Source organism: Pseudomonas sp. MM213 (assembly GCF_020423045.1).
Classification (GTDB): Bacteria; Pseudomonadota; Gammaproteobacteria; order Pseudomonadales; family Pseudomonadaceae; genus Aquipseudomonas; species Aquipseudomonas migulae.
Genome location: NZ_CP081943.1, coordinates 2,958,515 through 2,977,576, shown reverse-complemented (window position 1 = coordinate 2,977,576; position 19,062 = coordinate 2,958,515). Strand labels below are relative to the sequence as shown.

15 protein-coding genes and 1 pseudogene are annotated in these 19,062 nt (G+C 60.2%); 8 read left to right on the top strand and 8 right to left on the bottom strand.

Annotated elements, in window-relative coordinates; all coding sequences use genetic code 11:
• Positions 1 to 112: 112 nt before the first annotated feature.
• The 3 genes from relA to K5R88_RS13480 all read left to right on the top strand — a co-directional run bounded on the left by relA (position 113) and on the right by K5R88_RS13480 (position 3,885).
• Positions 113 to 2,356 (top strand): GTP diphosphokinase, encoded by a 2,244-nt coding sequence (relA, locus tag K5R88_RS13490; RefSeq protein WP_008029318.1) that lies wholly within the window; start codon positions 113 to 115, stop codon positions 2,354 to 2,356.
• Positions 2,357 to 2,480: 124 nt separating this feature from the next.
• Complete coding sequence (gene mazG / locus K5R88_RS13485; RefSeq protein WP_226300108.1) at positions 2,481 to 3,314, top strand: nucleoside triphosphate pyrophosphohydrolase; 834 nt, start codon at positions 2,481 to 2,483, stop codon at positions 3,312 to 3,314.
• A 28-nt stretch (positions 3,315 to 3,342) separates the two neighbouring features.
• Entirely contained in the window at positions 3,343 to 3,885 is a 543-nt protein-coding gene (locus K5R88_RS13480; RefSeq protein WP_008041629.1) for a DUF2058 domain-containing protein, read from the top strand.
• A gap of 70 nt (positions 3,886 to 3,955) precedes the next feature.
• Here the strand turns inward: K5R88_RS13480 and K5R88_RS13475 are convergent, their stop codons facing one another.
• The 7 genes from K5R88_RS13475 to K5R88_RS13445 all read right to left on the bottom strand — a co-directional run bounded on the left by K5R88_RS13475 (position 3,956) and on the right by K5R88_RS13445 (position 11,478).
• On the bottom strand, positions 3,956 to 4,144 hold the full coding sequence (locus K5R88_RS13475; protein ID WP_192420389.1) for a hypothetical protein: 189 nt from the start codon (positions 4,142 to 4,144) through the stop codon (positions 3,956 to 3,958).
• Between the two features lie 72 nt (positions 4,145 to 4,216).
• Entirely contained in the window at positions 4,217 to 4,474 is a 258-nt protein-coding gene (locus K5R88_RS13470; protein WP_226300107.1) for a hypothetical protein, read from the bottom strand.
• A 54-nt stretch (positions 4,475 to 4,528) separates the two neighbouring features.
• Positions 4,529 to 5,749, bottom strand: coding sequence for a beta-ketoacyl-ACP synthase I (gene fabB / locus K5R88_RS13465; protein ID WP_008029314.1), 1,221 nt, complete (start codon positions 5,747 to 5,749; stop codon positions 4,529 to 4,531).
• Positions 5,750 to 5,760: 11 nt separating this feature from the next.
• Positions 5,761 to 6,276, bottom strand: coding sequence for a 3-hydroxyacyl-[acyl-carrier-protein] dehydratase FabA (fabA, locus tag K5R88_RS13460; protein ID WP_003179264.1), 516 nt, complete (start codon positions 6,274 to 6,276; stop codon positions 5,761 to 5,763).
• A 247-nt stretch (positions 6,277 to 6,523) separates the two neighbouring features.
• Entirely contained in the window at positions 6,524 to 8,425 is a 1,902-nt protein-coding gene (locus K5R88_RS13455) for an ATP-binding protein (RefSeq protein WP_223450361.1), read from the bottom strand.
• Positions 8,422 to 9,354 (bottom strand): ABC transporter substrate-binding protein, encoded by a 933-nt coding sequence (locus K5R88_RS13450; RefSeq protein ID WP_223555112.1) that lies wholly within the window; start codon positions 9,352 to 9,354, stop codon positions 8,422 to 8,424. Before K5R88_RS13450 ends, K5R88_RS13455 begins: the two co-directional genes overlap by 4 nt.
• Entirely contained in the window at positions 9,355 to 11,478 is a 2,124-nt protein-coding gene (locus K5R88_RS13445; protein WP_226300106.1) for a TonB-dependent receptor plug domain-containing protein, read from the bottom strand. It lies immediately after the preceding gene.
• Positions 11,479 to 11,674: 196 nt separating this feature from the next.
• Here K5R88_RS13445 and K5R88_RS13440 point away from each other — a divergent pair.
• The 5 genes and pseudogenes from K5R88_RS13440 (at position 11,675) to K5R88_RS13420 (ending at position 15,878) form a co-directional block, all read left to right on the top strand.
• Positions 11,675 to 12,699 (top strand): annotated as a pseudogene (locus K5R88_RS13440) (NAD(P)H-dependent glycerol-3-phosphate dehydrogenase).
• A gap of 33 nt (positions 12,700 to 12,732) precedes the next feature.
• Complete coding sequence (locus K5R88_RS13435; RefSeq protein ID WP_008029309.1) at positions 12,733 to 13,080, top strand: DUF4389 domain-containing protein; 348 nt, start codon at positions 12,733 to 12,735, stop codon at positions 13,078 to 13,080.
• Positions 13,077 to 13,529 carry a phosphohistidine phosphatase SixA gene (sixA, locus tag K5R88_RS13430; protein ID WP_008041615.1) on the top strand — a complete coding sequence of 151 codons (453 nt, stop codon included), beginning with the start codon at positions 13,077 to 13,079 and terminating at the stop codon, positions 13,527 to 13,529. Before K5R88_RS13435 ends, sixA begins: the two co-directional genes overlap by 4 nt.
• Positions 13,530 to 13,734: 205 nt before the next feature.
• Positions 13,735 to 15,402, top strand: a complete 1,668-nt coding sequence (locus K5R88_RS13425) for an AMP-binding protein (protein WP_226300105.1) — start codon at positions 13,735 to 13,737, stop codon at positions 15,400 to 15,402.
• Between the two features lie 32 nt (positions 15,403 to 15,434).
• Positions 15,435 to 15,878, top strand: a complete 444-nt coding sequence (locus K5R88_RS13420; protein WP_226300104.1) for a hotdog fold thioesterase — start codon at positions 15,435 to 15,437, stop codon at positions 15,876 to 15,878.
• Between the two features lie 30 nt (positions 15,879 to 15,908).
• Here K5R88_RS13420 and K5R88_RS13415 read toward each other — a convergent pair whose 3' ends face one another.
• Entirely contained in the window at positions 15,909 to 18,875 is a 2,967-nt protein-coding gene (locus K5R88_RS13415; protein ID WP_226300103.1) for an RHS repeat-associated core domain-containing protein, read from the bottom strand.
• Positions 18,876 to 19,062 lie beyond the last annotated feature (187 nt).

Sequence of the window (19,062 nt, the reverse complement as noted above, 5' to 3'; positions counted from 1 at the left end):
CTGGTCCGACTGGCCCGCCCGTGCAGCCGCGTACCAGCCCGACGTGGGCTCATGGGCAGCGAAGGTCAGCGATTTGACGCATTGAATCTGCGTCGTAGGGAAGGTAAGCAAGATGGTACAGGTGAGAGCACACCAGCCGATCAACACCGACGGCAGTATCAATCTCGAGGCTTGGCTCGATCATGCGGTCAGTGTCGATCTGGCACTGGATCGCGAAGCCTTGAAAGAAGCCTGCGAGTACGCTCGCGAGGCAGAACAACAAGCCAATGCGGCGAAGAATTTGTGGTCAGAGGGAAACTCCAGTTTCCGCACCGGCCTTGAAATTGCCGAGATCCTCGCCGACCTCAAGCTCGATCAGGATTCGCTGGTCGCCGCGGTCCTGTACCGAGGCGTGCGCGAAGGTCAGATCCAGTTGCCGGCGGTCAGCCAGCGCTTTGGTCCCGTGGTGGCCAAACTCATCGACGGCGTGCAACGCATGGCGGCGATCAGCGACAGCCTGAGCCCGCGTAAATCCATGGTGATGGGCACTCAGGGCCAGGTGGAAAACCTGCGCAAGATGCTCGTGGCCATGGTCGACGACGTGCGTGTCGCGCTGATCAAACTGGCCGAACGCACCTGCGCGATCCGTGCGGTGAAAACCGCCGACGACGAGAAGCGCAACCGCGTCGCCCGGGAAGTCTTCGACATCTACGCGCCGCTCGCCCACCGTCTCGGCATCGGTCACATCAAGTGGGAACTGGAGGACTTGTCCTTCCGCTACCTCGAGCCCGATCAGTACAAGCAGATCGCCAAGTTGCTGCACGAGCGGCGCCTGGATCGCGAGCGTTTCATCGCCGATGTGATGAACCAGCTGAAAGTCGAATTGCAGGCCACCGGCGTCGATGCCGACATCAGCGGCCGGGCCAAACACATCTATTCGATCTGGCGCAAAATGCAACGCAAGGGTCTGGAGTTCAGCCAGATCTACGACGTTCGCGCCGTTCGCGTGCTGGTGCCGGAAATGCGCGATTGCTACACCGCGCTCGGCATCGTCCACACCTTGTGGCGGCACATCCCGAAAGAGTTCGACGACTACATCGCCAACCCGAAAGAGAACGGCTACCGCTCGTTGCACACGGCGGTGATCGGGCCTGAGGGCAAGGTGCTGGAAGTGCAGATCCGCACCCATTCCATGCACGAAGAGGCCGAGTTGGGCGTTTGCGCGCACTGGCGCTACAAGGGCACCGACGTCAAGTCCGGCTCCAACCACTACGAAGAGAAAATCTCCTGGCTGCGTCAGGTGCTCGAGTGGCACGAAGAGTTGGGCGACATCGGCGGCCTGGCGGAACAGCTGCGGGTCGATATCGAGCCGGATCGGGTGTACATCTTCACCCCCGACGGTCACGCCATCGACTTGCCGAAAGGCGCGACGCCGCTGGACTTCGCCTACCGCGTGCACACCGAGATCGGTCACAACTGCCGTGGCGCGAAGATCAACGGGCGCATCGTACCGCTCAACTACAGCCTGCAAACCGGTGAGCAAGTCGAGATCATCACCAGCAAGCACGGCACCCCGAGCCGCGACTGGCTGAACCCGAACCTGGGTTACATCACCACCTCGCGGGCGCGGGCGAAGATCGTTCACTGGTTCAAATTGCAGGCGCGCGATCAGAACGTCGCGGCCGGTAAAACCCTGCTCGAACGCGAACTCAGTCGCCTTGGCTTGCCAGCGGTGGATTTCGACAAGCTGGCCGACAAGGCCAACATGAAGACTGCCGAGGACATGTTCGCCGCGTTGGGCGCAGGCGATTTGCGCCTGGCGCAACTGGTGAACCTGGCACAGCAACTGGTCGAGCCGGAACGCGGCAACGAGCAGCTGGAACTGATTCCGCGCAAGGCCACCGGCTACAAACCGGGCAAGCGCGGCGACATTCAGATCCAGGGCGTCGGCAACCTGATGACGCAAATGGCGGGCTGCTGCCAGCCGTTGCCGGGCGATGCCATCGTCGGTTACATCACCCAGGGCCGTGGCGTGAGCATTCACCGTCAGGACTGCGCCTCGGTGCTGCAACTGGCCGGGCGCGAGCCTGAGCGGATCATCCAGGTCAGCTGGGGCCCGGTGCCGGTGCTCACCTATCCGGTGGACATCATCATCCGTGCCTACGACCGTTCCGGTTTGCTGCGTGACGTCTCGCAAGTGTTGCTCAACGAGCGGATCAACGTGCTGGCGGTCAACACCCGCTCGAACAAAGAGGACAACACCGCGTTGATGTCCCTGACCATCGAGATTCCGGGGCTGGATGCGCTTGGGCGGTTGCTGGGGCGGATATCCCAGTTGCCGAACATCATCGAAACCCGGCGTAACCGCACGCCGTGAGAAACCTTCACGGAAATTGATGGTGATATCTGTAGGAGCGAGGCTTGCCCGCGAAAACGGTGTGTCAGACATGCAGCTTTCGCGGGCAAGCCTCGCTCCTACAGAGCGTAGAGATTAATAAAAGATGTATTCACTTGAAGATTTGTTGCACCTGATGAGCCGTCTGCGCGATCCGCAGTTCGGCTGCCCGTGGGACATCAAGCAAACCTACGCGACCATTGTCCCGCACACCCTTGAGGAAGCCTACGAAGTCGCCGATGCCATCGAGCGCGGTGACTTCGATCACTTGCAAGGCGAGCTGGGCGATTTGCTGTTCCAGGTGGTTTATTACAGCCAACTGGCCCGGGAAGAAGGGCGCTTCGAATTTGCCGGCGTCATCGACAGCATCACCCGCAAGTTGATCCGTCGTCATCCCCACGTGTTCCCCACCGGCGATCTGTACGCGCCGCTGGATGTTCCGCGTCTGAGTGAAGAGCAGGTCAAGCAGCGCTGGGAAGAAATCAAGGCTGAAGAGCGCGCCGAGAAATCTGCGACGCCGCAACAACTGTCCTTGCTCGACGACGTGCCCGCCACGTTGCCGGCGTTATCCCGTTCGGCCAAGTTGCAAAAGCGCGCAGGGCAGGTCGGTTTCGACTGGCCGGATGCGTTGCCGGTGCTGGACAAGGTCCGCGAAGAGCTCGATGAAGTGCTCGAAGCCATGGCCGACAACGACTCGGCAGCGATTGCCGATGAAGTCGGTGACCTGCTGTTTTCCGTGGTCAATCTGGCGCGTCATTTAAAGGTCGATCCGGAAACCGCCTTGCGCGGTGCCAACAGCAAATTCGAAAGACGCTTCCGTTTTATCGAACAGGCATTGCGCGACACCCACCGTCCCATAGAAGATTGCACCCTCGAAGAGTTGGACGCCTTGTGGGGCGAAGCCAAACGTCAGGAAAAGAATTTGCCCAGCTGCGGTTGAGCAGTGGCCTAAGTGAGAAATAAGCACCATGAGCATTTCCCTTCGCGACCAGTTGCTAAAGGCAGGGCTGGTCAACCAAAAGCAGGCCAAACAGGTCGGCAAAGAGAAGCAGAAGCAGCAGCGTCTGGTCCATAAAGGTCAGATTGAACAGGACGACACCCAGCAGCGTCTGGCGCAGGAAGCACTGGCCGAGAAGGTCAAGCGTGACCAGGAGCTGAACCGTCAGCAGCAGGAGAAAGCCGAGGCCAAGGCCCGTGCCGCGCAGGTCAAGCAATTGATCGAAGTCTCGCGCCTGCCGAAGCTGACCACCGAGGACTACTACAACTTCGTTGACGACAAGAAGGTCAAGCGCCTGTCGGTCAACGCGCTGATGCGCAACAAGCTCAGCAACGGCTCGCTGGCGATCGTGCACCATGCCGGCGGCTACGAAGTGATCCCGCGTGAGGCGGCCCTGAAGATCCAGGAACGCGATCCGCAGCGCATCGTGCAGCTGAATGTGCAGACCGAAGAAGCGGCGGCTGAAGACGATCCGTACGCGGCCTATCAGATTCCTGATGATCTGATGTGGTAAGCGGTTAACGACTGCTACAACGACAAACCCCGCTCATGGCGGGGTTTGTCGTTTTCAATGCTGTCGTTGCTTATGCGGATCGGAGCTCTCGTTGTTGCTCCAGTGTTTCCAGTTCGGCCTTGTAGCTGTGGGCGTCGGTTTCGGAGTGGAACATCCCAACCAACATGCCTTGTTGGTGCACGTCCCAGATCCGGATGCCGGCGGCTACGCCTTCGTGGGATTTATGTGAATCGTCGCGTTCAGTTACTTTTACAGTCATCTGCTAGCTCCAATCTCTGTGATATCTGCAGCAAGGCGTGTGCAGGACTCAGTTATATATTTGGTTAGCTTGCTAAGTAAACGACTGCGTTTGGTAACGCACTCTTGCCAATTCTGTAAAAGTGCTGCAGCCCGCGTAATACGCGACATTCGGTCGCAGGGCTTTGAGTTTCATGACAAAAGCTTCATGTTTCCAGCAAACAAAGCCTGTAGGAGCCGGCTTGCTGGCGATGAACGATAACGCAATGCGTCTGAACAACCGCGTCGACTGGATCGCCAGCAAGCCGGCTCCTACAGAAGAAATCGCGGTGAATTTATTTTCTTCAGACAAAAAAACGCCCCGAACCAGTCGGGGCGTTTTTGTGTGCAGCGTAGCGGCGGGGTATTACTTACCCTGCCAGCGCTTCAGTACCAAAGTAGCGTTGGTACCACCGAAGCCGAAGCTGTTGCTCATCACGGTGTTGAAGGCGACGTCTTCGCGAGTCTTGGTCAGGATCGGCATGTCTGCCACTGCTGGGTCCAGCTCGTCGATGTTGGCGGAACCCGCCATGAAGTTGCCTTCCATCATCAGCAGGCAGTAGATCGCTTCGTGAACGCCAGCGGCGCCCAGGGAGTGACCGGACAGGCTCTTGGTAGAGCTGATGGCCGGAGCCTTGTCGCCGAATACCGCACGCACGCCTTCCATTTCCTTGGTGTCGCCGACCGGAGTCGAGGTCCCGTGGGTGTTGAGGTAGTCGATAGGTGCGTCAACGGTGGACATGGCCATCTGCATGCAACGGATGGCGCCTTCACCGCTTGGGGCAACCATGTCGTAGCCGTCGGAGGTCGCGCCGTAGCCAACGATTTCCGCGTAGATTTTCGCGCCGCGAGCCAGAGCGTGTTCCAGCTCCTCGACCACCACCATGCCGCCACCGCCGGCGATGACGAAACCGTCACGCTTGGCGTCGTAGGCGCGGGAGGCCTTCTCCGGGGTTTCGTTGTACTGGGTGGACAGGGCGCCCATGGCGTCGAACAGGAACGACTGGCTCCAATGTTCTTCTTCACCGCCGCCGGCAAATACGATGTCCTGCTTGCCCAACTGGATCTGCTCGACCGCAGTACCAATGCAGTGAGCACTGGTGGCGCAGGCGGAGGAGATCGAGTAGTTCACGCCCTTGATCTGGAACGGCGTGGCCAGGCAGGCGGAAACGGTGCTGCCCATGGTCCGCGTCACGCGGTATGGACCAACGCGCTTCACGCCTTTCTCGCGCAGGATGTCCAGCGCTTCCATCTGGTTCAGCGTGGAGGCGCCACCGGAACCGGCGATCAGGCCGGTACGCGGGTTGGAGACTTGCTCATCGGTCAGACCGGAGTCGGCGATGGCGTCTTTCATGGCCAGATAGGCGTAAGCCGCCGCGTGGCCGACGAAGCGATAGATCTTGCGATCGATCAGTTCTTCGAGGGGAAGGTCGATGGAGCCGGAAACCTGGCTACGCAGACCCATTTCGGCATATTCCGGGTTGAACCGGATGCCAGGGCGGCTTGCACGCAGGTTAGCGGAGACGGTCTCTTTGTCATTGCCCAGGCACGAAACGATGCCCAGACCAGTGATAACGACGCGGCGCATGCGGATAACCCTTAGAAGTTGTCAGTGGAGGTGAAAACGCCGACCCGGAGGCCTTCGGCGGTGTAGATCTCGCGACCGTCGACAGTCACCGAACCATCGGCGATGGCCAGGTTCAGCTTGCCTTTGAGGACGCGCTTGATATGAATGTTATAGGTCACTTTCTTCGCGGTCGGCAGAACCTGACCAAAGAACTTCACTTCGCCCGAACCCAGGGCGCGGCCACGGCCCGGCAGGCCTTGCCAGCCGAGGAAGAAACCGACCAGTTGCCACATGGCGTCGAGGCCCAGGCAGCCTGGCATCACCGGGTCACCTTCGAAGTGACAGGCGAAAAACCACAGATCCGGAGTGATATCCAGCTCGGCGACCAATTCACCTTTGCCGTACTTGCCGCCTTCTTCGCTGATCAGGGTGATGCGATCCACCATCAGCATGTTCGGGGCGGGCAGTTGCGCGTTACCTGGGCCGAACAGCTCACCGCGACTGCAGCGCAGCAGGTCTTCCCGAGTAAAGGCGTTTTGTTTGGTCATGCGAGCTCCTCAATAGTCCCATGCGGCAGGTGGGGCAAATCTTCCCGACCGATCGAAGCGTTCATGCCTCGAATCGGCAGCCTACTCATAGACTATTGCGTTGTGGTGAAAGTCACAGCACCAAGGACATGAATGTACACTTGTGCACTGAAATTATTATTCAAGCCCCTTTTCGGGCCTGTTCGGGTGCCTAAGACTGCCGCACTTTCGCCTTTCACGCCAGTCGCAGATGGTCGAAAGGCCTGCACTACTGCACCCATCGCTGCAGAATCTGCTGCAGATCAGTGCGTTTGAAGGGCTTGGCCAGGTAATCGTTCATTCCCGCCGATAAACAGGCTTCGCGGTCGCCCTGCAAGGCGTTGGCGGTCAGCGCGATGATCGGCAGGTCAGTGCAGCCGGGCAATTGGCGGATCTGGCGGGTGGCCTCGTAGCCGTCAATGATCGGCAGTCGGCAGTCCATCAGAATCGCTTCGAAAATCAGACTTTCGGCACTTCGCACCGCTTGAGCGCCATCGGTGGCGACGCTGACAGTAAAGCCCAGACTGCGCAACATTGCTTCGATAACGGTCTGGTTGACCGGGTTGTCCTCGACCAACAGCACATTGCGTCCTTCACCGTCACCGCTGCCGGTCGGTGTGCGCGGTGTCAGTACCGGCAGCTTCTGTTTATACAGCGCCAGCGGGATTTCCAGGGTGAACACCGAGCCGCGACCTTCCTCGCTCTGGGCGCGCAAGGTTCCGCCCATGCGTTCTGCCAGGGTGCGGGCAATCGGCAGTCCCAGCCCGGTGCCGCCGTAACGCCTTGAAATAGAACTGTCGGCCTGCTGGAACGCGTTGAACATCAATTCCAGGCTTTCGGCCGAGATACCAATCCCGCTGTCGCGCACGGTGCAGGTGAACCACAACAGTTCGTGATCCAGCGACTGCCACTGCGGCTCGATGCTGACGCGTCCCTTTTCGGTGAACTTCAGCGCATTGCCCACCAGGTTCACCAGGATTTGCCGGATCCGCGTCGGGTCGCCCTGCACCTGCAAGTCACGCATGTCCTCGGGAATCAGCAACGCCAGGTCGAGCCCGCGTTGTATCGCGCTGTGCGAGAACGACTGGGCGCAACTGCCGATCAGGTCCGCGAGGTTGAACGGGATGTGCTCCAGTTCCAGCTCTGAACGTTCAATGCGCGAGAAGTCGAGAATGTCGTTGATGACTTTGAGCAAGTGTTCGGTGGACTCCGAGGCCAGCGCCGCGTACTCGACCTGCTCCGCGGTCATATCGGTGGTTTCCAGCAGTTGCAGCATGCCGAGCACGCCATTCATCGGTGTGCGCAATTCATGGCTCATCATCGCCAGGAAGTCCGATTTGGCGTTGTTGGCTTTTTCCGCCTCTTCGCGCGTCTGGATCAACTGCGCCATGGCCTGATGCTGTTCGCGGCTGGCCTGTTCCAGACCGCTGGCGAGGTTGTTGATGTGCTGCGACAGCGCGCCGAGTTCGGTGTCGTCGACAATCGGCAATGGCGTTTTGTAGTCGCCGCTCTGGATCGCCTTGACCGCGTTGCCGATGTCGCGGATCGGCTGCGACAGGCTGCCGGCCAGGCGCCGGGCAATCAGGAAGGTGAACAGCAAGGCGAACAGCGCGAGGACACCGGCCTTGAACAGGATTTCCTGTTGGCGCTTGCTGAAGGCGTCGTTCGACAGGCCGACGATCACCCGCCCCAGATAATCTTCGGCGGGGGCGGCGCCAGTGACTTTGCCACCCTGGAAGAAATCATTGTGCAGTGCGATGCGTTGCAAGCGCACCGGCGCCTGGAACACTTCGACCTGTTGCGAGCGGGTGTAGGTTTCCGAGGGGTGCTCGACGTACACCAGAATCCGGTTGGCGCTGTCCTGGACTTCCAGAAAGCGCACATTGGGCGTGGCCAGGGTGGCCTTGAGCAAACTTTCAAGCACCTCGTTGTTGCCGGAAATCACCCCGTACTCGGCGGCCGGCGCCAGTTGGTTGGCGATCAGTTGGCCGGTGTGATTGAGCTCCTGACGCAGGTCCTGGATCCGCACGAAGGTGAAGAAACTGATCAGCAGCAAGGTCAGCAGCAGGGCAGGGCCGAGGCTGATGATCTGGGTTCGCGTGTTGATGTCCCAACGACGACGGAAAGTCATGGGCGGCGTTCTCCTTCGGCCAGCTGTGTTGCGACCAACGCTTCATTAATCTGTTCAATGCCTAACGAACGAGCCACTTGTGGGTTACTCAACACTTTGAAGCGATTGGCGTAGTGCGTGCGCGGCCACGTGGCCGGTGGCCGGTCGAGCAGGTCGTCGAGAATCGCCAGCCAGTCGCTCTGGTCGCTATAGGTACTGGTCAGGCTTCCGGCCTTGACGAACCCGGCGTTGGGGCCGATCAGTGCGGTTTGCCGTGTGTAGCTGCTGAGCAGCAGGTTTTTCGCGGTTTTGGGGTTGTACAGGTCGGGATCGTCGAGCCCCAGCAGCACGTCGCTGTTTTTCAGCAGCGTCTGCAACGGTCGGCTGTCATGGGTATTGTCCCAGCGCTCGGTGACGATTTCGAAACCCAGGGGCTTGGCGATCTCGCGCAGTTCGCCCAGGAGAAATTCGCTGTGGCTGTCGTAAAGCACCCCGACCCGTTTGACCTGAGGCAACAGGATTCGGGTCAGGCGTAATTGCCGATCCAGCGGCGGGTCGCTCCACAACAGGCTCAAATGCGCCGGCACAGTTGCCCCCAGGCGTTGACGGGCTTGTAGGCGGCTGATGCGCAGCACCAGCGTCGCCGGGCCTCGGGCGTCTTGCAGGCGCCAGTCGAGGCTCGGCAGATCCAGCAGGATCAACCGGGTGCCGGCGGGCAACTTGTCCGGTGTCGGCAGATTGGCCAGTGGCTGAAAACGAACGTTGTCAGCCGGGCGCAGGTCGCTCAGGGCCTTGGCGAAAGACTGCATGCCCGCGCTGTCGTCGGCGCCGGTCAGCAGAATCTCGGCAGCGTTGACCGAAAGGCTACCCAGCCACCCGGCAAACACCAGGCACAACCCGGCCAGCAGGCGGCCAGGGTTTGGCATCATCCGTGATAGAGAGCGCAACATTTAGAACGCCAGCTCCGCGCTGAAGTAGAGCACTCGCCGCTCGTCGTAGCGGTTGTCGATGAACGTCGTGGGTTGGTTGTCGAGGCGCTGTTGGAGGACGCCGGCCAGTTCCAGGCTGGCCTTGCCCAGGCCAACGCGCTTGGCGATGCGCGTGTCGACCCGTTCAAAGCGATAGCCGTTGAGCGCGTCGTCACCATAGTAGAAGAGCGCACTGTTCCAGCCGTGGCCCCAATCGCGCAGCCAACCGGCGGAGCCGCTGTTGCGCGCGGTCTGTTGCGCATCCAGCGGGTTGCTCGCCTCGGCATCGACATAGGCGTAGGTCAGGCGCAAGCGATCGGCACTGCTCAGCCGCCAGTCGAGCTGGGTTTCCGTACCAGTGAAGCGCGAGCTGTTGGCGTTGCTGGCGATGTACTGATTGTTGCGTAGCGGCTCGCTGATCATGCCGGTGATTTCGTCGTGAAACACCTTCACGTCCGCCGCCAGCCTCCACTCGGCGAAGTAGCCGTTGTAGCCCAGTTCCCGCGAGCGCATGTGTTCCTGGTCGAGATTGCCGGGACCGCGGGTCTTGACGAAATAGCGGGCGCTGTTCTGGCCGTAGGCAGCGGGTTGCAGGTTGGTCACCCGGTAACTCCAGTTGACGTTGTTCTCGAACATGTCCGGCGAGCGGATGGCTTCCGAATACACCGCACGCAAGCCGTGGCGCGGATTGATCAGATAGTTGACCGCCACGCGCGGCGTCAGCGAGCTGCCGATCAATTGCGTGTCTTCGAACATTGCACCGCCCTGTAACAGCCAGTGTTCGCTTGCGCGCCACTCAAGCTGGCCGAACGCGCGCCATGTCGTGTCGTCGAGCGTGCCATTGAAGTAGGTCTCGGAATCTGCCCGGTCGTAACGATAGTTCAGGCCGCTGACCAGTCGCAGACTGTCGGACAGGCTGAGGGTGTCTTGCAGTTCGAGGTCGTAGCGCGTCTCGCGGGTGCTCTGGTCGATGTCGCCGCACAAGGTTTGGCGGGCGCCGTTGCGCCACTGGTCGAGCACTTTATTCGCCAAGGCTTGTTCTGCCGGCGTGCCGGACGGTGCGCCGGGGCCGACGTAACGCTCGATATTGCGCGCCAGGCGCTCGGTGTAATTCGGATTGAGCTGCCAGAGTTCGGTCAGTTCAGGGCTGAACGAAACCTCGGCGTCGCAGGCGCGCCAGGTCTGCTGACGATCCCAGTGCTGGGCCGAGCCCTGGATATAAAGGCTGTGATCAGGATTTACATCGAGGTTCCAGCGCAGGGAACCGGCATAGTCCTTGGCCACAACGTCGGAATTGTTCCCGGCGGCGGTAATCCCCGAAAACACCGGGCGGTAGGTATAAGGTCGCTGGTTGCTCCCATCCTTGGCATTCAATTGCCAATCGAGACTTTGCTGTTCGTTGAGCGCCTGGCTGACGGCGAGGTTGAAACGGTTCAAGCGGCGGCTGTCGCGGTAATCGGCGCCGCGGCGGTCCGAGTCAAAGCCGTCGTCCTGCTGGCCGGACAGCGACAGGCGCATGTCGCCACCGTCCCAACCCACGCCCTGACTGGCGTAAAAGTCATCGATGCCGCGCTGGCCACGGGTGACTTTGACCCGCGTACCATGGCTGTCGGCCGGGTTGCGGGTGATGATGTTGACCACCGCCATCAACGCATTGGCGCCATAGCTGACCGTGTTCGGGCCGCGGAAAACCTCGATGCGCTCGATGTCTTCCATGGCCACCGGAATGTCGCTCCAGTCGACCGTGGCCAGGCCGGCGCGGTACACCGAGCGCCCGTCGATCAGCACCTGCATGCGCCGCGCTTCGCTGGCGTTGGTGCCGTGATAGTTCACCGCCGCCTGATTGCCGCTGATGTTGCCGACCATCATCCCCGGCACCAGTCGCAGCAATTCACTGATGTCACGGGCGCCACTGGCGTTGATCAGTTCGCTGTCGATCACCGTCATGCTTCCCGGAACCGCCGCCGGCGACTGTTTAAGACGCGTAGCCGTCAGCACTTGCGGCACTGGCTCGTTGTCGAGAAACAGGTCGTCGGCCAGCAATGGCGGGCTGAATATCAGCGCCAGGACCAGCGGAGAGCGAGGTGCAGCGGGGCCAAACGACACAACACATCCTTGATAGCGATTAATGGGCGCGCATGTTAACCGAGCGGGTCGACTTTTTCAGTCACGATGCCGGCATTTTCCTCGGATTTATCCGTCTTCTTTCTACAAGTGCCGGTAATTGACGCGGGGGCTGGCCGCCACTGGGCCGCTCCGTATAATGCCGACATCGCCATTGGTATGGATTAACGGATTGCATATGACTGAACAGCGCCCAATTGCGGTCCTGGGAGGCGGAAGTTTTGGTACCGCCGTGGCTAATCTGCTGGCCGAGAACGGGCATCAGGTCCGGCAGTGGATGCGTGACCCCGAGCAGGCCGAGGCCATTCGGGTCAATCGCGAGAATCCGCGTTACCTCAAGGGCATCAAGATTCTGCCGGGAGTGGAAGCGGTCACCGACCTGCAAGCCACGCTGGACGCCTGCGATCTGTGTTTTGTCGCGCTGCCTTCCAGCGCGCTGCGTGCGGTGCTGGTTCCGCACGCCGATCGCTTGAGCGGCAAGTTGCTGGTGAGCCTGACCAAAGGCATCGAAGCCCACACCTTTAAACTGATGAGCGAGATCCTCGAAGAAATCGCCCCGCAAGCGCGCATCGGCGTGCTGTCCGGCCCGAACCTGGCCCGTGAAATCGCCGAGCACGCGCTGACCGCCACGGTAGTCGCCAGCGAAGACGAAGAACTCTGCCAACGGGTTCAGGAAGCGCTGCACGGGCGCACCTTTCGCGTGTACGCCAGCGCCGACCGTTTCGGCGTGGAGTTGGGCGGGGCGCTGAAAAACGTCTACGCGATCATCGCCGGCATGGCGGTGGCGCTGGGCATGGGCGAAAACACCAAGAGCATGCTGATCACCCGGGCGCTGGCGGAAATGACCCGCTTCGCGGTGAATCAGGGCGCCAACCCCATGACCTTTCTGGGACTGGCCGGGGTGGGGGACTTGATCGTCACCTGTTCGTCGCCAAAAGCCGTAACTACCAGGTTGGCTTCGCCCTCGGTCAGGGCTTGAGCCTGGAAGACGCGGTGACACGCCTGGGCGAAGTCGCCGAAGGTGTGAACACCCTGAAAGTGCTCAAGGCCAAGGCCCAGGAAGTAGGCGTCTACATGCCGCTGGTCGCCGGGCTGCACGCGATCCTGTTCGAAGGGCGCACGCTGAATCAGGTCATTGAACTGCTGATGCGTGGCGAACCGAAAACCGACGTCGACTTTATTTCCACCAGTGGTTTTAACTGATCACGCTCCTCATAAGGAGCAGGAGAGCGAGACATGAACGATCCGAAAACAGAAGCCCAATACGAATCCATCCTGCTGCGGGTGTTGTGGATGATCGTCTTCCTGCTGGTCTGGCAGGTGGCGCAGTTCATCCTCGGCGCCGTGGTGCTGGTGCAACTGGTCTATCGTTTGATCTATGGCGCCCCGAGCGCCAGCCTGATGAATTTCGGCGACAGCCTGAGCCAGTTCCTGGCGCAGATCGGTCGTTTCGGCACGTTTCACAGCGACCAGAAACCCTGGCCGTTCGCCGACTGGCCGACGCCGCGTACACCGGAAGGTGAAGCGCCACACGTCGTGGCGCCTGCGCCGCATCCGGCCCGAGATGAGGAACCCAAGCTATGAAACTCTGGGTATTGCGTCATGGGGAAGCCGAGCCTTACGGCTCGCGTCCGGACTCCGAACGGACATTGACTACCCACGGTCGTGAAGAAGTGCTGCGCAGCGCTGCGCGGTTGATGGGGCAGCCCGTCACCGCGATCTATGCCAGCCCTTACCTGCGAGCGCAGGAAACTGCGCAACTGGTCCGTGAGGCTCTGGGCTTCGAACCGGAGATTCGTACAGTCGACTGGCTGACCCCGGAAACCGACCCGGATAAAGTGGCCGAGCAGTTGGTGTCGGTGAGTGACGTCCTTTTGGTCAGTCACAACCCGCTGGTGGGTAACTTGTTGAGCTACCTGCAACATGGCGCCGGCTATCCACCGGAAAAAGTCAGCACCGCCGGCCTGGCCGAACTTGAGCACAATGAGTTGTTGATCGGATCGATGAAGCTCAACAGCCTCAAGCACCCGTAACGATTGTTTTGCTTTTGTAGGAGCGAGCGGTGCGGCGGTCCGACTTGCCCGCGAAGCTTTTAACTCCTTCAAGGGCCCCTTCGCGGGCAAGCCTCGCTCCTACAGTGTTCGGCTGCGTTACTGATTTTTTGTAATGAAATAGTCAACCAAGCAACCGCTTGGTTGACTACGCTTGCTCCAGACCAAAAATAAAGGAGCGAGTCGCATGTCTGCTGCTTTTCGTTTGCCGCTGGACGTCTTCTACGAGCGCGAAGCCCGTCATCCCCGCCAGCGCTTTCTGGTCCAGCCCACGGGTGGTGGCCAGGTCGAGACCCTGACCTGGGAAGACGTCGGCCATCAGGCCCGCTGCGCTGCACACTGGCTGCGCGCCCGTGAACTTCCGCAAGGCAGCCACATCGCCCTGATCTCGAAAAACTGCGCCCACTGGATCATCGCCGACCTGGCGATCTGGATGGCCGGGCATGTGTCGGTGCCGTTGTACCCGAACCTCACTGCCGAATCCGTCGCACAAGTACTCGAACACTCCGAAGCGGCGCTGGTGTTCATCGGCAAACTCGACGACTGGCCCGGCATGTCCCGCGGGGTCAATCCCGACTTGCCGACCATCAGCCTGCCGTTGCACCCGCCGGGCACCTTCGATTTCAGTTGGGCCGACCTGCAAGCCTGCTCACCGATCCAGGACGACCCCAAGCCTGCCGCTGACCAACTGGCGACCATCATTTACACCTCCGGCACCACCGGCATGCCCAAAGGCGTCATGCACAGCTTCGGTAATCTGGGGTTCGCCACCACCCGTGGCACGCAGTTGTTCGGCCTCAATGAGTCGGATCGATTGCTGTCTTACCTGCCGCTGTGCCACGTCGCCGAACGCATGTTCGTCGAACTGGCGTCTATCTACACCGGGCAAACCGTGTTCTTTGCCGAGAGCCTCGACACCTTCCTGACTGATTTGCAGCGGGCGCGGCCGACTGCGCTGTTCGGCGTGCCACGCATCTGGACCAAATTCCAGATGGGCGTGTACGGCAAGATCCCGGCAAAACGCCTCGACTTCCTGCTCGGGCTGCCCTTCATCGGCAAACGGGTAGGGCACAAAGTGCTCGCCGGGCTGGGGCTGGACGCCTTGCGCGTCGCGTTGTCCGGCGCCGCGCCGGTGCCGCAGACGTTGTTGCTGTGGTACCGCAAACTCGGGCTGGACGTGCTGGAGGTCTACGGCATGACCGAAAGCTGCGGGTATTCCCACATCGGCCGGCCCGGCGACAACAAACCGGGCTGGATCGGCAAGCCTTGCCCCGACGTTGAAGTGCGGATCGCCGAATCGGGCGAGGTCTTGGTGCGCAGTGGCGCAACCATGCTCGGGTATTTCAAGGAATCGGAAAAAACCGCCGACACCATCACCGAGGACGGCTTCCTGCGCACCGGTGACAAGGGCGAACAGGACGCCGAAGGCAACCTGCGCCTGACCGGTCGCCTGAAGGAAATCTTCAAGACCAGCAAAGGCAAATACGTGGCACCGGCGCCGATCGAAAATCGTTTGGCGGTGCATTCACGCATCGAGCAAGTGTGCGTGGTCGGCGATGGGTTGAGCGCGCCGCTGGGGTTGTGCGTGCTCTCGGCAGTCGGGCAGCAGGACGCCGGCGGAACCGCGCGTGCCGGCCTGCATTCCAGCCTGGAAAAACTTCTCGAAGAGGTCAACGGCGCCCTCGACAAACATGAGCGCCTGCGCCGGCTCGTTGTCGTCAAAGACAGCTGGGCCGTGGAAAACGGCTTCCTGACGCCAACCCTGAAGATCAAGCGCAACGTGATCGAAGCGGCTTACGGCCCCCGGTTCGAAGAATGGAGCGAGCATAGCGAAGCGGTGCTGTGGCAGGATTGAGCCACGAACAAAACCAACAAAGGATGTGTGCAATGAGTTTGTGGCGTACCACTCCCAACATCGAGCAGTTGAACGCGATTCAGAAAAACACCATCGGCGAAGTGCTGGATATCCGCTTCGAAGCCTTCGACGAAGAGTCGCTGACGGCGAGCATGGTCATCGATCACCGCACTCACCAGCCTTATGGTTTGCTGCACGGTGGTGCCTCGGTGGTGTTGGCTGAAACAGTCGGCTCCATGGCCAGTTATCTGTGCATCGATGCCAGCAGGTTTTACTGCGTAGGCCTTGAGATCAACGCCAACCATTTGCGGGGGCTGCGCAGCGGACGGGTGACGGCGGTGGCCAAGCCGATTCACATCGGGCGCACGACCCATGTCTGGGACATTCGGTTGACCAGCGATGAGGGCAAGGCCAGTTGTGTGTCGCGGTTGACCATGGCGGTGGTGCCGTTGGGGGAGAGCCCGCCGGCCCGATAATCCTTTCGAGCCGGGTCTCGACTGACGGTTTCAGATGTCATGAACGCTATGGCGCCGGACGACAGATCGGCTGCTGAATCTAGGCGCCGTTGACTGGACGTCTGGACTAATACGAGCTGCGGCCTGCGGATTAAATACACTGTATCCGTCCAGAGCGGCTGGCATGATCACAGCTCGATAGTCAGCGAGCCCGATAAAGGCGCCGGTGATGGCTCCACTTAGCATGTTCACCGAATCCCCGCGTTCGGAGGCACTCAGGCCGGTGATGCTGGCCGTCGCAGCTTCAACCGCGGTATTTACGCCGTAAATGAACAGGCTGGAGGCAATCCTGCCGGTCGCCCCTAAGGCTGTATCGAGGAGCGGTGGACTCTGAATCGGCGAAGTACCGGCTGTATAGTTTGTTTCTGGATGATTTCCCCGCAGCCACGTGCCGACAAACCCGTCCGCCCCTTCAATCAAAGGACCTAGCCAACTGCGAATGGACTCTGGGACAAATCGACCGAACGCGCCATTGAGTGCGTTAGTTACCGCATAGGCCGAAGCTGTTCGATTAAAGGCCGGAACCCGATCTCCCAGGCTGACGTCGCCCCAGGAAAAGTTTGTTCCATGCCCCCTGAATACCTGTTGAAAGAGTTCTCGAGTGATAGCGCCTGCATCTGCGCCTATTCGGTTGATGGCTGTCTGGTTCAGCTCCACCTCTGATTCGTCCGTTGAATCACTGTCATGACTCAATGCCGCCGGTAAAGCGCCTATCAAAGCGCCGCCGATGGCACCGAATACCATTGCGTTACGATGAAACCGTGCAGCCAAACCACCACCGACAATCCCGACGGCAATCCCATCAAGCAGGCCGGCGGTTACCTCCAGTGCCGCGTTAGTAGCACGGCTGGCTGGCAAGGTGTTCAACGCCGCAATGGTCGACATTTGCACCACGCCGGACATACCCCTGGAAACGAAATCACGCACAAAGGCAGATGAAGACGCATCGCGCAGGTTTCTGGTTTGTACCGTGTGGTCATCTATCAGTCCGGCGATATCTACATGCCCCACCGGATTTGCGTGAACCATCGCATACAGATTCAACCCGTCCGCAGTCCCCGCTGGATCCGCACACAACCACCGCTGACACCAAGGCATGTAGTAGCGAAACCCGTAGTAATACAAACCCGTGGCATCCCGTTCCTGGCCCGAATAACGAATGGTTTTGTAACTGGCTTCCAGCTTGCTGCGCCCCGCCCACCAGCAGGTTCCACCGTACGGGTAGTAGCTTTCCCACGTGATCAATCGCGCAGCTTCATCCAGCTCGACGGTGCTGGACTTCAGATGATCGGTGAAACTGTAGCGATGCTGGTCCTGGGGAATGCCTGACGCAGGTTTTTTCTCCCAATGAAGTATCTGCACCTTGCCGCGCCCGGCCTCCACCGTGATGACATGAAGGGTTTCGTCAGCGCACGAGCGAATTTCCACACCCGGCAGGTAGCGGGTTTCGTGGGTGCGGGTCAACGTGCCGGTGTAGGCCTGACGGATCTTTCGCAGGCGTTGGCCGTTGCCGTCGTAGAGGTAAATCTCGGCGTCGTGAGGCTTGTCCTCGCGAACCACTCGATCGACCTGGCGCAATTGATTGCGCAGATTCCACAGCAAGTCTTGTCCCGGTTGCAGGGTCATGCGGTTGCCGTTCAGGTCGTAACCGGCGGCAATGTCGTTGTCGTCGGGTAACTCGCCATTGGTCTTTTGAGGCAGGCTGCGATTGCTGGAAGCGGCGATGGCTGTACGTTCGGTGCGGCTGGCACTGTCGGCCTGGTGCTGCATGACCTCCAGGTTGCCGGCGGCATCGTAGGTGTAAATGCGCGAGTAATTTTCCAGTTGCCCGGGGTCGGGCGCAGATTGGAACGCCGGTAACTGCGGCCCGCCGCCGGCATTGCGAAGCTGTCGGCCGGTGGCGGCTATCAGTCGGTAAAGGCTGTCATAACGGTAGCGATGGGTGTGTTCGATCCGCTGGTTGCGGTGATAGCGAGTCGGGTCGGCAGTGTCGGTCAGGCCAGTGATATTGCCTGTGGCGTCGTACTCGTAAGTCAGGTCCTGGATCGCAGGTTGATCTGGCACGTAAGCCTTCAGATGTTCCAGTCGCCCGTCTTCAGGGCGAAAAGTCGCACACGAAACAACGCCATTCCCTGCGCGTTGCCGCTCGACCTGACCGAAAGCGTTGTACTGGATGTCACTGACCAGGGTTTTTTCCTCGGTCTGCCCGGCCAGTGTCAGGCGAACTTCTTTCAGCTCGGCTGCACGGGTCTGAATGAACGCTTGAGCATTACCTTTTGCGTCGGTCTGCCTGATGGGGTCGCCCACGGCGTTGCAGTAAAGGCTAGTGATCGCTGGATCATCCTCCAGAAAACCATCGCGTTCGCTTTCCGTCGCGGGCCAATCCACGGACCAATGCGGATCTTCTACAAAAGTACGGCTGTGTTGCAGCGGTGTGCCGCCAATGCCGAACGAGAGGTAGCGCAAAGTGCCTGCGGTGTCGTCCTGGCGAATCAGTTGGCCGCACAGGTTAAGGCTTTCATCGGCGCTGGTAGTCGCGTAGGCAGACCTTGCGATGCAGCGTTGCGCTTCACCGTGGGCGTTCTCGAATGAAGCGATCGGCCGGCGCTGCCCGTCGTAGTGCCGGCGGCTATGGGTGAGTTTCTGATCCCATCCTTCGACGCCTTGTCCGTCCTCGCCGAGCAAGCCCAGGCGCCAGCCGGCATCACTGTTTTCGGACAACAACAGGGCCCCCGACAGGCTGAACACGCTGATTTGATTGGCGGCGCTCTGGCCTGTCTGATGTAAACGAAACAACCGTGGATCGCGGCTCAGCACGGCACGTCCGGCAACATCGTGGACCTGCTGGGTAATACAGCTTTCGACTGCAGAATTGTCGCGGCGGTGATACGCCACGGCACGCACACCCAGACCGCGGGAGTCGATCACTGCAATAGTGGGCGTGTTGGCGTGGGTCATGACAGGCATTGCCTGAGGCTTGGCGACAGTGCTCTTATCCACGTCATGAGGATTGACTGTCAACTGTCATAAATAACAGGTCCGACCCAACGTGCCGCTCATAGCCACGGCACGACTGTCATCATTCCTGGCAGTTACGGTCATTGCGGTTCCCGGTGGGCTTGCGGACAATCAGGTTCTGTTTTTC